Source organism: bacterium (assembly GCA_035308905.1).
GTDB lineage: Bacteria > Sysuimicrobiota > Sysuimicrobiia > Sysuimicrobiales > Segetimicrobiaceae > DASSJF01.
The window spans coordinates 1-13,573 of record DATGFS010000002.1 but is presented as its reverse complement, the minus strand read 5'-3'; the positions used below and the strand labels follow the sequence as shown (position 1 = coordinate 13,573).

Here is a 13,573-nt window from a genome sequence, read left to right as displayed (position 1 = left end):
CGGCGTGACAATCGGCATCGTCGTCTTTCCGGGCAGCAACTGCGACGCGGATACGCATCACGCGCTTCGCGACGTGCTCGGGCTGGACGCGCGGTACGTGTGGCACCAGGAGACGTCGCTCGACGGGCTGGACGCGGTGATCCTGCCCGGCGGATTCTCCTACGGCGACTACCTGCGGGCGGGCGCGATCGCGGCGACCTCGCCGGTGATGCGCGCGCTGCGCGGCTACGCGGCGGCCGGCGGGCCGGTCCTCGGCATCTGCAACGGATTCCAGACGCTCGTCGAGATGCGCCTCTTGCCGGGGGCGCTGCTGCTGAACGCCGCGGGGGAGTTCCGGTGCCGGCAGGTGCGGATCCGCGTAGAGCGGACCGACACGCCGTTTACCTGCGCGATGCAGGAGGGCGACGTGCTGTGCCTTCCGATCGCCCACGGAGAAGGCCGCTACTACGTCACCGACCGGGAGCTGGCCCGGCTCACCCTGGAGCGGCAGATCGCGTTCCGGTACTGCGACGCGGCCGGGCACGTCACGCCCGTGGCGAACCCCAACGGCGCGATGGACAACATCGCCGGCGTGGCGAGCGTCTCCGGCACGGTGCTGGGTCTGATGCCGCACCCGGAGCGTGCGAGCGAGGCGATTGTCGGGAGCGCGGACGGCCGGCGCATCTTCGAATCGCTCGCGCGGTGGATCGCGGCGCGACCGGCCCGGGAGGCCGTGGCACCCGCCCGGCCGGCCGGCTCCGCCGCTCAGGCCGGCGCCTCCAGGGAGGCCCGCTCCTGATGGCCGCCGTTCGCCCCGCCCCGGACAGGGTCGGGTCGCCCGCCCGTCCGCCGGAGCGCCCGCTCGGCGCGCTGCGTCCCGACGAGTACGCCGAGGTGTGCCGGCGGCTCGGCCGCGATCCCAGTCCGGCGGAGCTCGGCATGTTCGGCGTGATGTGGAGCGAGCACTGCGCCTACAAGCATTCGCGGACCGCGCTCCGGCGGCTGCCGACGAAGGGACGCGGGGTGCTCCGCGGTCCGGGCGAAAATGCCGGGGCGGTCGATGCCGGCGGCGGCCTGGCCGCGGTGTTCAAGATGGAGAGCCACAACCATCCGAGCGCGGTCGCGCCGTTCCACGGCGCCGCGACCGGCGTCGGCGGGATCATCCGCGACGTGCTGGCGATGGGCGCGCGTCCGGTCGCACTGCTCGACTCCCTGCGGTTCGGCCCGCTCGACGAGCCGGCGGTGGCGCCGCTGGCCCGCGGCGTGGTGGCCGGGATCGCCGCGTACGGCAACAGCATCGGCGTACCGACGGTCGGCGGAGAAGTCCGCTGCGCGCCGTGCTACCGGGCCAATCCGCTCGTCAACGTCGCGTGCCTCGGGCTCGCGCCCGCCGATGGGCTCGCCACCTCGCGCGCGGCGGGGCCCGGCAACGCGGTCGTGTACCTCGGCGCGCGGACGGGCCGGGACGGGATGCAGGGCGCCGCGTTCGCGTCGGCCGAGCTCGCCGGCAACCCGACGGACCGTTCGGCCGTGCAGATGGGGGATCCGTTCACCGGCAAATTGCTGATCGAGGCGACCCTCGAGGCGCTGGCGACCGGCGCCGTGGTCGCCCTGCAAGATATGGGCGCCGCCGGACTGACCTGTGCCTTGTCCGAGATGTCCGCGCGCGGCGAGGTCGGGATGGACGTGGACCTGCGTCTCGTGCCCCGCCGGGAAGACGGCATGACCCCCGAGGAAGTGCTGCTCTCCGAATCCCAGGAGCGGATGCTGCTGGTGGTGCAGGCCGGACGCGAGGACGAGGTGCTCCGGGTGGCGCAGCGGTGGGAATTGCCCGCGGTCGTGATCGGCCGCGTCGTGGCCGAGCCGGTGCTGACCGTGCGCGACGGCGAGCGGACGATCGTCCACCTCGATCCGCGGCATCTGACCGACGCGCCGGTGTACGCGCCCGCCGGCGTGCCGCCGGCCTATCTGGCGGAGGCACGGCACCTGGACCTCGCCGCGCTGCCGGCGCATGATCCCGTCGGCGCGCTGCTCGCCCTCCTGCGCCGGCCGGGCACCGCGAGCGCGCGCTGGATCTTCCGGCAGTACGACCACATGATTCAGACCAACACGGTCGTCGCCCCCGGCGCCGACGCCGCGGTGCTGCGCCTCAAGGACGCGCCGCCGCGCGGGCTGGCCCTTGCCGTGGACGGCAACGGCCGGTACTGTTACCTCGATCCCTACCTCGGCGGCATGCTCGCCGTGCTCGAAGCCGCCCAGAATCTCGCCTGCGCCGGGGCGGCGCCGGCCGCCGTCACGGACTGCCTCAACTTCGCGAGCCCGGAGCGTCCCGAGGTGTTCTGGACGTTTACCCAGGCCGTCGACGGCATCGCGCGGGCCTGCGAGGCGCTCGAGGTTCCGGTCGTGGGCGGCAACGTGAGCTTCTATAACGAGGCAGGCGAGGGCATCTACCCGACGCCGGTCGTGGCGATGCTCGGGCGTATGGAAGACGTGCGCCGGCACGCGACGCCGGGGTGGACCGGGGACGGCGACGTGATCGTCCTGCTGGGCGAGGGCATACCGGCGCTGGACGGCTCCGAGTATCTCGAGGCGGTGCACGGCCGGGTCGCCGGCCGGCTGCGGGAGCCCGATCTCCTCGCGGTAGCGCGAACGATCCGGTGCGTGCGGGAGGCGGTGGCGGAAGGTCTGCTCGCATCCGCGCACGACTGCGCCGAAGGCGGTCTCGCGGTCGCGCTCGCGGAGTGCTCCGCGGCGGCGCGGCTCGGCGCGCGCGTCGCGGTGCGAGGTGCCGGCCGGGCGGACGCCGCGCTGTTTGGCGAAGCGATCGGCCGCGTCGTCGGGTCGGTCCGGGCCGGCCGGATGCCCGATCTGCTCAACCTCGCCCGGCGGCTGGCCGTGCCGGTGCAGGTCGTCGGCACCGTGGGCGGCGATCGTCTCGTCGTGGCCGCCGACGACGCCCCGGAGGGCCGGCCGTGGCTCGACGTGCCCGTGACGACGCTCCTGCAGGCGTGGGACTCGATCTCGGAGGAGTCGTGAAGCCCCGATGATGACGACACCGTGGGACAAGCTGCGCGAAGAGTGCGGGGTCTTCGGGATCCGCACCCAGGCCGCGGCCGCCCCGTACGTGCACCTCGGCCTGTACGCGCTGCAGCACCGCGGCCAGGAGAGCGCCGGCATCGCGACCTGGGACGGCTCGCACACGCACCTCGTCAAGGACATGGGGCTCGTGGCGCAGGTCTTCACGCCCGAGCGCCTGGCCCGGCTTCCCGGCGGCGTCGGCATCGGGCACGTGCGGTACTCGACGATGGGCGGCGCGCATCTCGCGAACGCGCAGCCCTTCATTGAAGAGACGCCGTGGGGGACGCTCGCGCTGGCCCACAACGGCAACCTGGTCAACGCGCCGATGCTGCGGGCCGGACTCGAGGACGCCGGCTGCCAGTTCCACGCGACGTCCGACACGGAGGTCATGACCAAGCTCATCGCGACCGCGCCCGCGCGCTCGCTCGAAGAGGCGATCGCCTACTGCATGGAGCGCATTCTCGGCGCGTACACCGCCGTGGCGCTCGTCGGCGACACGCTGATGGCGTTTCGCGACGCGCACGGCATCAGGCCGCTGGCGATGGGCCGTCTCGGGAACGACGTCGTCTTCGCCTCGGAGAGCTGCGCCTTCGACCACGTCGGCGCCGAGCAGGTCGCGGACGTCGCGCCGGGCGAGCTGCTGCTCGCCGGCCCCGACGGCCTCCGGTCCGTCCAGGTGCTGGCGCCGGACCGGCGGGCGTCGTGCGTGTTCGAATACATCTACTTCGCCCGGCCCGACAGCGTCCTCGAGTCCCAGAACGTGCACCATGTGCGCCGGCGGATGGGGCGGGTGCTGGCCCGCGAGCATCCGGCGTCGGCCGACGCGGTCATCGCGGTGCCGGATTCCGGCACGTCGTCGGCGATGGGCTTCGCCGAGACGATGGGCGTGCCGCACGAGGTCGGGTTGATCAAGAACAAGTACATCGGGCGGACGTTCATCCAGCCCGATCCGTCGATGCGCGACTTCGGCGTGCGGGTGAAGCTGAACGCCGTACGCGAGGTCGTGGCAGGCCGCCGCATCGTGCTGGTCGACGACTCGATCGTGCGGGGCACGACCAGCCGGCAGATCGTGCGCCTCCTGCGCCAGGTTGGGGCGCGCGAGGTGCACGTGCGCATCTCCTCGCCGCCGATCCGCCACGCCTGCTTCTACGGCATCGACACGAGCAACCGGGGCGAGCTCATCGCCTCGCGGCTGTCCGTCGAGGAGATCCGGCGGGAGATCGAGGCCGACAGCCTCGGCTACCTGAGCGTCGAGGGACTGGTCGAAGGGCTCGGCCTGCCGCGGCCGCACCTGTGTCTCGCGTGCCTGACCGGCGCGTACCCGACGGAGACGCCCACCGAGGCGGTGGCCGGCCGGTTCGCGCTGGAGTCGCGGACCGCGGCCGCCGGCACGCCCGGCGTCTAGGCGGGCCATGCCGGCGTCGTCCCGCTCGCTCACCTACCGCGAGACGGGCGTCGACATCGCGGCCAAGGAAGAGATCCTCGCCGGGGTGCGGGCGAGGATCCGGGCGACGCACCGCGAGGGTACGCTCGGAACCGGCGGGGAGTTCGGCGGTCTGTTCCGTCTCACCGGGTACCGCGATCCGGTCATCGTGAGCTCGATCGACGGCGTCGGCACCAAGACGCGCGTGGCGCTGTGGGCCGGCCGCCCGGCGCGGGCGGGCGCCGACATCGTGGCGCACGGCGCGAACGACGTGGTGTGCCAGGGGGCGGCGCCGCTGTTCATGCTCGACTACGTCGCATCGTCCAGTCTCGATCCCGCGGTCGTCTCCGGGGCCATCGAGGGCATCGCGGAGGCCTGCGCGGCCCAAGGGATCACGCTCCTCGGCGGCGAGACCGCGGAGATGCCGGGCGTCTACGCCCGCGGCGAACTGGACATCGTCGGCTGTACCGTCGGCGCGGTCGAGCGCGGCGAGATCATTACCGGCGCGGAGATCCGGCCCGGGGACGCGGTCGTCGGCCTCGCGAGCGACGGCCTGCACACGAACGGCTACACGCTCGCGCGCGCCGTCCTGCTGCCGCGCGGTCCGCGGGACGCGGTGCGCCGCGCGCTTGCGCGGAAGCTTCCCGGGCTCGGCGAGACGGTCGAGGAAGCGCTGCTGCGCCCGCACCGGCCGTACGCGCGGTCCGTGCTGGGGCTGCGCCGGCGCGTGGCGCTTCACGGCATCGCCCACGTGACCGGCGGCGGGCTGCCGGGCAATCTCGTGCGCGTGCTGCCGGACGGCTGCCACGCGGTGTTGACGCGCAGCCGCTGGCCGGTGCCGCCGGTGTTCACGGTGATCCAGCGCCGCGGCCGGATCGCGGACGAGGAGATGTTTCGGACGTTCAACATGGGGCTGGGACTGCTGCTCGTCGTACCGCGCGGCTCGTCGGCGGCCGCGGTGCGGCTCTTGGAGAGCGCGGGCGAGCGCGCCTGGGCGGTCGGCGAGATCGTGTCCGGGACGCGCGGGGTGGAGATACGTGCCTGAGAGGCGGCCGGAGGGCCTGGGCCGGACGGGGTCGCCGCTTCGCGTCGGCGTGCTCGTGTCCGGCACGGGGACGATACTGCAGGCCCTCATCGACGCCTGCCGCGCCGGCGAGATGCCGGCGGAGATCGTCGTCGTGATCAGCAACGTGCCGGGCGCGTTCGCGCTCGAGCGGGCGCGCGCGGCCGGGATTCCCGCGGAGACGCTGGACCACCGGAGCTTCCCGAGCCGGGCGGCGTTCGAGACGGCGCTGCGAACGACGCTGGACGGCGCCGGGGTAGATCTCGTCTGCCTCGCGGGCTTTTTGCGAATTCTCACCCCGGGATTCGTCGACGCGTTTGCCGGCCGCCTGATGAACATTCATCCGGCGCTGCTGCCGGCGTTCGGCGGAAAGGGGATGTACGGCGACCGCGTCCACGAGACCGTGCTGGCCTCGGGGGCGCGGGTCAGCGGGTGTACGGTCCATTTCGTGACGCGCGACGCGGACGCGGGACCCATCATCGTGCAGGCGCCGGTTCCGGTCGAGGACGATGACACACCGGCCACGCTCTCGGCGCGGGTGCGCCGCGAGGAACTGCGGGCCTTTCCGCTCGCGGTGCGGCTGTTCGCGGAGGGGCGGCTGCGCATCGAAGGCAACCGCGTGCTCGTGCTTCCCGCCGCCGCGGGATCGCCGCCCCGCACGAACGCGCCCGCGGCGCCTCAGGACACGGCGGCGGGGCCCGAGACGCGCGTCCATCTGCGTGCGAAGCCGTGACGATCGCGCGCGCGCTGCTCAGCGTCGCAGACAAGACCGGCGTCGTCGACCTGGCGCGGGGGCTCGTCGGGACCGGCTGCGAGATCATCTCGACCGGCGGCACCGCGGCTGCGCTTCGCGAGGCCGCGGTGCCGGTGACCGCGCTCGATACCGTGACGGGATTCCCGGAGATCCTGGGCGGGCGCGTCAAGACGCTGCATCCCTCGGTCCACGGCGGGCTGCTCGCGGTGCGGGGCGACGCGCGGCATACGGCGGAACTGGCGCGGCACGGGATCCGTCCGATCGATCTCGTCGCGGTGACGCTGTATCCGTTCGAGGCGGCGCTCGCGCGCGGGTCCGACGAACGGACGTTGATCGAGGAGATCGACATCGGCGGCGTCACACTTTTGCGTGCGGCCGCCAAGAATTTTCACGACGTCGTCGTGCTGAGCGACCCGGCGCAGTACGCTCCGGCGTTGGATGAGATACGGCGCACCGGGACCGTGGCGCCGGAGATGCGGCGGCGGCTTGCCCAGGAAGCCTTCGCGCGCACGGCCGTCTACGACCGGACGATCGGGGGCTGGCTCGGCGTTGATTCCACGGCTGCCGGCCGGCAGGCGGCCGGCGCCGCGCCCGCCGAGGCCGATCGGCCGTTCCCGGCGCGGTTGAGCCTTGCGTTCGAGAAAGTCCAGGATCTCCGGTACGGCGAGAACCCGCACCAGCGCGGAGCCTTTTACCGCGAGGGCGGCGGCGCAGACGCCTTAGCGCCGGGTGTGGCCGGGGCGCGGCAGATCGCCGGCAAGGAGCTTTCCTACAATAATATCTACGACCTCGACGCGGCCCTCGAGCTGGTGCGCGAGTTCGGCGAGACCGCCGCGGTCGTCGTGAAGCACGGGATCCCGTGCGGGGTGGCGATTGCCGGAACGCTGCGCGACGCCTACCTTCGCGCGCGGGACGGCGACCCGGTCTCCGCGTTCGGCGGCATCGTCGCGCTCAACCGCCCGGTCGATCGCGCCGCGGCGGATGCGATCAACGAGACGTTTCTCGAAGCCGTGATCGCGCCGGGGTTTGCCGAGGACGCGGCGGCGCTGCTCGCTAGGAAGAAGGCCGTGCGCCTGCTCGAGACGGGTGCGCTCGGCCCGGCCGGCCCCACCGGCGGCGTCGACTGGCGGCGCGTGCGGGGAGGGCTGCTGGTTCAGGATCGCGACGCCCTTGATCTCGTGGAAGCGGACCTGAGGACGGTCACGTCCCGCGCGCCCACCGATGCCGAGTGGAGGGACCTGCGGTTCGCGTGGACGGTCTGCCGGCACGTCCGGTCGAACGCGATCGTCTTCGCGCGCGACCGGCAGGTGGTGGGCGTCGGCGCCGGCCAGCCCAACCGCGTGGAATCGGTGCGGATCGCCGGCCGGGTGGCGGGCGACCGGGCCCGCGGCGCCTGCATGACCTCGGAGGCGTTCTTTCCGTTCGCCGACGGCGTGGAGGCCGCCGCGGCCGCCGGGATCACCGCGGTCATGCAACCGGGCGGTTCGAAGCGCGACCCCGAAGTCATCGCCACGGCGGAGGCCGCCGGCATGGCGATGGTGACGACCGGAATCCGCCACTTCCGCCATTGACGTGAGAGCGATCGTGCTCGCCGCCGGCCGCGGCCGGCGGCTCGAGCCGCTGACCCTCACCCGCCCCAAGCCGCTGCTGGACGTCGCCGGCCGCCCGATCCTCGCGCACATTCTCGATTCGCTCGCGCGGATCGGCATCCGCGACGTCATCGTCGTGGTGGGCCATCTGGGAGACCAGATTGCCGCCTACCTGGACACCCGCCCCGCGCCGAGACCTCGCGTCGTCGTCCAGTCTTCGCTCGGCGGCAACGGAGACGCGGTCCGGGCGGCGCGCGAGTACCTCGACGGTCCGCTGCTCGTGGCCTTCGGCGACACGATCCTGCGCGGCGACCTCGCGCCGGCATGCCGCGGTGACTTCGCGGCGATCGCCGTCGCCCGGGTTGAAGACGGCCGGAGTTACGGTATCGTCGAGACGGATCGGGACGGGTGGGTGCGGCGTCTGTGGGAAAAGCCCGCGGAGCCGCCGAGTCACGACGCGGTGGCGGGGACGTTCGTCTTCCCGGAAGGCCGCCGGTTGCGGGAGGCCCTCGATGAGACGGCGGCGGCGGGCGCGCGCGGCCGGGACGGCGAGGTGTGGCTGACCGATATCGTGCAGCGCATGATCGACCGCGGGGAGCGGGTGCGGACGTTCCGCGTCGAGGCGTTCTACGATTGCGGCACCCTCGAGCGTCTGGCCGAGGCGGACCGCGCCCTTCGGGCGATGGACGGAGCGCGCCGCGGCGCGGGCGGGCCCGCGCCGTCCACTCCATGAGCGGACGTCGCGCGGTCTTCGTCGATCGCGACGGCGTGCTCATCCGAGACGTCAACCATCTGACCTCCCCTTCGCAGATCGAGGTTCTGCCCGGGGTGGCGGAGTCGCTGCGCCGCCTTCGCGGCGCCGGATGGGCCGTCGTGGTGGTCACCAACCAATCGGTCGTGGCGCGCGGAATGGTGACGGAAGAAGGGCTGCGGGAAATTCACGCGACGCTTGAATCGCTGCTTCGCTCGCGCGGCGCCCCGCTCGATGCGATCTATTACTGTCCGCACCATCCCGACGGGACCGTGGCCGCCTATCGCGCCGCGTGCGATTGTCGCAAGCCGCGGGCAGGTCTGCTGCTGCGGGCGGCGGCCGATCTCGGCCTGGACCTGGAGGCCTCCGTGATGGTGGGAGATGCGGCGTCGGACATCGAGGCGGGCCGGCGGGCGGGGTGCCGTACGGTGCTCCTGCGGGTGGCCGGCGAGACCGGCGCCTCCGATGTCTCCGGTGCGGACCACGTCGCGGCGGATCTGGCCGCGGCCGCGGACTGGATTCTCACGACGCCGGCCGCAACCGGCGCCCTGCCTCAGGTCGATCCGGGACACCATACGCCCAATTGACATTCGGCGGATCTATGGTATACTCACTTTAGCAAAAGCCGACCAGGCGAGTCCATAGGGGCAATGCTGAGTGCCGACTCCGCAGGGAGTCGGCGCTAATTTTTTTGGCCCAAACGCGCTCGGGGGTGGTCCGAATGGACGGTCGCATCATGCCGACCGACGAGCAATTTCGGCGGTCGTTCGAACGCTGCGAGATCCCAAACGATGCGTTCCACCACCGCGACCACCTTCGACTGGCCTGGATCTACATTCTCGAGTCCGGCCCGGAGACCGCCGCCATTCGCGTGGGACAAAGCATCCGGCGGTACGCGGAGCACAACGGCGTCGGCAGACGGTATCACGAGACTCTGAGCCGCGTCTGGGTCCGGATCCTGGGGCTTGCCATTGCCGAGACACCCGAGGCCGCGAGCTTCGAAGATCTGCTCGCCGCCCGGCCGCATCTACTCGATAAGACGCTGCCGCTGAAGCATTACTCGCCGGCCCATCTCTGGAGCGACGCGGCGTGCGAAGCGTGGCTCGAGCCCGACGTGCGCGCATTTCCCGGTTAAACTTATCCTGCCCCCCGGGGTACCGGCCCATCGGCGGGGCCGCGTTTGACAGCACGCCGGTCGGTGGTATAATGCGTGAGACATTGCTGACCAGGCCGAAAGTCCAGGGGCGTGTCAGGAGCCGATTCCGAGAGGGGTCGGCCTCTTAATTTCCGGCGGCCCGCTGCGGCCGGATCTCTAAAGGCATCGCCTGCCGGGGTGTGCGCGTGTACGAGATCCGCACGTTGACCGCGGACCAACTGGCCGAGCACGTCGCTTCGTTTGCGACACTTCTCCAAGATTCCGTCGACGGCGGCGCGTCGGTCGGCTTCGTGCCGCCCCTTGCCGGCTCAGCCTCGCGCGCGTACTGGGATGGCGTCCGCTCGACGCTCCTCGGGGGCAATCGGATTCTGCTCGCGGCCGTCGAGGGAGGCGAGGTGCTCGGCTCGGTGCAGCTCGATCTCCCCACGATGCCCAACGCCGGCCACCGCGCCGAGGTGATGAAGCTCATGGTACGCCGTTCAGCCCGGCGCCGGGGTATCGGTCGCGCGTTGATGCTCGCGCTCGAAGACGCCGCGCGACGGGCCGGCCGGAGTCTTCTGGTCCTCGACACGCGGGTCGGCGACTCCGCCGAACAACTGTATCTCGGGCTCGGGTACACCCGCGCCGGTGTGATCCCGCGCTATGCGCTGAGCGCGGCGGGAACCCTCGAGCCGACCGTGTACATGTACCGTTGGCTGGAGCAATGATCGCGTCGAGTCAAGGCAGGCCCGCCGCGTAAAGCATGATCGCCGCGCCCCACGCGGTCGCGGCGACGTTCACCGTATCGTTGTCGAGCCAGCGTCCGCGGCCTTCGATCGTTGCGCCGAGCACGCTGTCAAACAGTGAGCCGGTGATGCCGGCGATCGCGACCCATCCCGTCCCGCCAAGACGCGCTCCCATTCCGAGTCGATCGCCGCCAGGAGTCCCATCCAGCGCGAATGCGACGGCGGCGATGAACAGCGCTCCTCCGACGGACGCGAGCGTACCCAGCGGAGTGACCCCGCCCGAGGCGCCCGGCGCGGTCACTCGGCCCGTCGTGATGAGCCGCGGCGGCGTGCGGCTCCAGCGGCCGATTTCCGTGGCCCAGGTGTCCGCGGTCGCGGCGGCGATCGCGCCCGCGGCAACGCCGAAGCCGCGCGGCCATCCGGTGGCGGCATAGACCACCGCGCTGACCAGGGCGATTCCGCTGTTCGCGGCGACCTGCCGCCACCGGCGGCCTCGGCGATCGTTTGAGCGCCGCCCGCGGGAGCCGGGTGCTTCGAGTCGCGTCAGGATGGAAGATGTGATAAAGAACGCGCCGACGAGAACGAGCCACCGCCAGCCGGCGAGGACGAGCACGACGCCCGTGAGCGCGGCGGCCCATGCACCTGAGCGGGTGAGCGCCTTGCGCCGGTACGCGGCGGCCGCGATGCCCGCGCTGAGCGCTCCGCCGGCGACGATTCGTACCGCCAACTCCATGCGGGCGTTTTCGAGCGCGGCGGCGGCGGTCCTTGGCGAACACCCACGGCCGCGCGGCGTTCGGCCCGAGGCTTAAGCGGAGTGCACGTAGGGTACAACATCGGTTGGAGAAACTTACCACCCAAAGTTCACGCTCGAGAATCGTAGAATGCAGGAGGTGATTGCGCGATGCGCCGGCCGGTTCTCGCCGCGCTCCTGGTCGTTTCGCTCGCGGTGGTGGGGGGCATTTACTCGCTCTCGACCGCGCACGCATCTAACTTGGAGATCGGGTTCGGTCCCGGCACGCCGCCCGGGACGATGACGCTTGGCGGCGTCACGGGGTCGACGTCCTGGTCGGGCGACAACTGGACGATGACCGTCGCCGGCCAGACATTCGCCACCGGCACGCTCAACCCGGTGACCGGGCAGACCACCGTGACATCAATGCCTGGATTCGCAGCCTGCCAGGCCGGTTGCACGACGATCCTGAATCCCACGACGCTGACCGGAACGCTCTCGATCACGAACCATGGTGCGTTCGTTTCGGCGGTGGCCCACTGGGGTGGCGCGCACGCGGCGGCGTTGACGGCCGCGGGCATGACCGTGGGCAGTCTCGTCTCGAGCGCGGCGCGCGGAAGCGCGCATCCGACCGGCGGGAGTACCGCGGGCGCGGCGTCGACGACGACGCACGGCGGCAACAAATCGTCGGGAGCCGGAGGCGGACCGGGTAACGCGACATCCTCGGGCCACGCGACCGGCGCCGGGGCAGCGCACGGCGGGAGCGGCGGCGCGCACGGTGGCACCGGAACTCTCGAAGGCGCCAGCGCGCACGGGTTAGATGCGGGCACGGGCGGGAACGGCGGCGGCCACGGTGACGGGGCGGGCCACGGCCGATAGCAAAACGACAGGCACGTTTGTCAGCCGCGGCGCCGGGACGAATACTTCCGGCGCCGCGACGCTTTCCGACGCGAAAGTTGATCCTCCGCCGCCCGTGTTGCCTCATAATTCCTAGTCACCGAAGGACGGGGTGATGCCTCAAAATGGGGGTCACCCAGCGTCGGTCCTTGAGGCCCTTGTCCTCGCCTTGCCCGCGGCCGGGGCACGCGGACGCGTGGCCGTGGGTCCCTCACGAGGCTCATGAGCCGGTCCTCCCCCCATCGGCGAGTTTCCAGAGGGCGTCGAGGCGGGTTTGCAGATCCGCGCGCACCCGGAGGGGATTGAACCGCTGATACTGGGCGGTGAGCGTGGCACTGCGCTCTGGGGTGAGAACGCCGCTGGCCAGCACGCGGCGGTAGGGCGTCTGCGCACGATCAAATCGCTTGACCACGCGGGCGCCGTGGCGCTCCTTGGAGACCAACTTGCGAATGGGCGATGTGCTCGTTGCGACACCACGGGATGAGGATATGGTTAAGGAACTCGCTGCCATTGTCGGTGTGGAGACTGAGCAAGGGCATGGGGAGCGCCTGGCGGACGAGATGCACGGCGCTCCCGACGCGCTTGTGGCCCTTGCCCCACACGGCCCGCAGCTCGGTCCAGCCAGTGGCGACGTCGATAGCGAGCAGCGAGGTGAGGAAGAAGTCGTGCCCGCTGTCCCCACAATGCGCCAGTAGATCGGCCTGCAGATGGCCGGGCGGCACATTGCGCCATTCCCCGAACGTGCGCAGCGGCACTTGGGCCCGCAGCGCGGCGAGGCTGGGGCTGGTCGTGGCGATGCCGTGCCGTCGATGCTGCCGGCGGACGGGTCCCAAGAGTCGATCGATAGTGGCGGGACTGATCCGCAGGAGGGCCCGGCGCTCGTCAGCCGAGAGGGTCACCTCATCGTGCCGCTCCAGCGTCTCGATGAATTCCGGGAGAAAGGGTGCCAAGCGCTTGGAGCAGAGATAATCGCTGGCTTCCCACACCATCTCCAAGGCCGGCCGCAAGGTGTTCCGATACTCTTGCGGGCGGCCGGCCCGACGGCGCGCTGGCTTCGGCGGGTGCCGCAACAGCCGGATCGCCACCTTGCGATCCCGTTGAGTGACCCGGCAGAACTCGTCCAAGAGGCGACTCTTGTCAGGGCGTGATGCCAGACGATAGCCAGGACGAAGGGATGCGGCGTATTCGCGGACGCTGAGGGGACCCACGTTACCTCCTGGGCGCCGGTGACCGGCATTTTGAGGCAACAGTGTTCGCTTCGGTGTCGATAATTTTGAGGCACTTCGCCGCCTGTACAGGTTCAGATAGATCCGAAAGACCCTCGTTGAAGGGTGTCGCGACGGACTCGGCGCTATCAACCGCTGGGCCATGGCTATACTGGCCCCATGCAGATTCACCAGAGCCTGGTGCGCGGCACCCGACGGATCC

Annotated in this window: 14 protein-coding genes; 11 read left to right on the top strand and 3 right to left on the bottom strand. The window is 71.4% G+C overall.

Features of this window, described 5'->3' with window-relative positions:
* Nucleotides 1–4 precede the first annotated feature (4 nt).
* The 10 genes from purQ to VKT83_00130 all read left to right on the top strand — a co-directional run bounded on the left by purQ (nt 5) and on the right by VKT83_00130 (nt 10,500).
* A complete protein-coding gene (purQ, locus tag VKT83_00175; GenBank protein ID HLY20862.1) occupies nt 5–778 on the top strand; it encodes a phosphoribosylformylglycinamidine synthase subunit PurQ in 774 nt (257 codons plus the stop codon).
* Nucleotides 778–3,015 (top strand): phosphoribosylformylglycinamidine synthase subunit PurL, encoded by a 2,238-nt coding sequence (gene purL, locus VKT83_00170; GenBank protein ID HLY20861.1) that lies wholly within the window; start codon nt 778–780, stop codon nt 3,013–3,015. Before purQ ends, purL begins: the two co-directional genes overlap by 1 nt.
* A 7-nt stretch (nt 3,016–3,022) precedes the next feature.
* On the top strand, nt 3,023–4,462 hold the full coding sequence (purF, locus tag VKT83_00165; GenBank protein HLY20860.1) for an amidophosphoribosyltransferase: 1,440 nt from the start codon (nt 3,023–3,025) through the stop codon (nt 4,460–4,462).
* A gap of 7 nt (nt 4,463–4,469) precedes the next feature.
* A complete protein-coding gene (gene purM / locus VKT83_00160; GenBank protein ID HLY20859.1) occupies nt 4,470–5,525 on the top strand; it encodes a phosphoribosylformylglycinamidine cyclo-ligase in 1,056 nt (351 codons plus the stop codon).
* Nucleotides 5,518–6,276 carry a phosphoribosylglycinamide formyltransferase gene (gene purN, locus VKT83_00155; GenBank protein ID HLY20858.1) on the top strand — a complete coding sequence of 253 codons (759 nt, stop codon included), beginning with the start codon at nt 5,518–5,520 and terminating at the stop codon, nt 6,274–6,276. Before purM ends, purN begins: the two co-directional genes overlap by 8 nt.
* Entirely contained in the window at nt 6,273–7,868 is a 1,596-nt protein-coding gene (gene purH / locus VKT83_00150) for a bifunctional phosphoribosylaminoimidazolecarboxamide formyltransferase/IMP cyclohydrolase (protein HLY20857.1), read from the top strand. Before purN ends, purH begins: the two co-directional genes overlap by 4 nt.
* A gap of 1 nt (nt 7,869) precedes the next feature.
* Complete coding sequence (locus VKT83_00145) at nt 7,870–8,619, top strand: nucleotidyltransferase family protein (protein ID HLY20856.1); 750 nt, start codon at nt 7,870–7,872, stop codon at nt 8,617–8,619.
* Entirely contained in the window at nt 8,616–9,224 is a 609-nt protein-coding gene (locus VKT83_00140) for an HAD family hydrolase (GenBank protein ID HLY20855.1), read from the top strand. Before VKT83_00145 ends, VKT83_00140 begins: the two co-directional genes overlap by 4 nt.
* Nucleotides 9,225–9,358: 134 nt before the next feature.
* On the top strand, nt 9,359–9,772 hold the full coding sequence (locus VKT83_00135; protein HLY20854.1) for a hypothetical protein: 414 nt from the start codon (nt 9,359–9,361) through the stop codon (nt 9,770–9,772).
* Nucleotides 9,773–9,987: 215 nt separating this feature from the next.
* Nucleotides 9,988–10,500: a GNAT family N-acetyltransferase gene (locus VKT83_00130; GenBank protein ID HLY20853.1), complete on the top strand. Its 513-nt coding sequence runs from the start codon at nt 9,988–9,990 to the stop codon at nt 10,498–10,500.
* Nucleotides 10,501–10,510: 10 nt separating this feature from the next.
* Here the strand turns inward: VKT83_00130 and VKT83_00125 are convergent, their stop codons facing one another.
* Complete coding sequence (locus VKT83_00125) at nt 10,511–11,251, bottom strand: DUF92 domain-containing protein (protein ID HLY20852.1); 741 nt, start codon at nt 11,249–11,251, stop codon at nt 10,511–10,513.
* Between the two features lie 168 nt (nt 11,252–11,419).
* On the opposite strand from VKT83_00125, the gene VKT83_00120 reads away from it, so the two are divergent.
* Nucleotides 11,420–12,127, top strand: coding sequence for a hypothetical protein (locus VKT83_00120; protein ID HLY20851.1), 708 nt, complete (start codon nt 11,420–11,422; stop codon nt 12,125–12,127).
* Nucleotides 12,128–12,365: 238 nt separating this feature from the next.
* Here the strand turns inward: VKT83_00120 and VKT83_00115 are convergent, their stop codons facing one another.
* Nucleotides 12,366–12,557, bottom strand: coding sequence for a hypothetical protein (locus tag VKT83_00115; protein ID HLY20850.1), 192 nt, complete (start codon nt 12,555–12,557; stop codon nt 12,366–12,368).
* A complete protein-coding gene (locus VKT83_00110) occupies nt 12,541–13,269 on the bottom strand; it encodes a hypothetical protein (protein HLY20849.1) in 729 nt (242 codons plus the stop codon). Before VKT83_00110 ends, VKT83_00115 begins: the two co-directional genes overlap by 17 nt.
* Nucleotides 13,270–13,573: the final 304 nt, after the last annotated feature.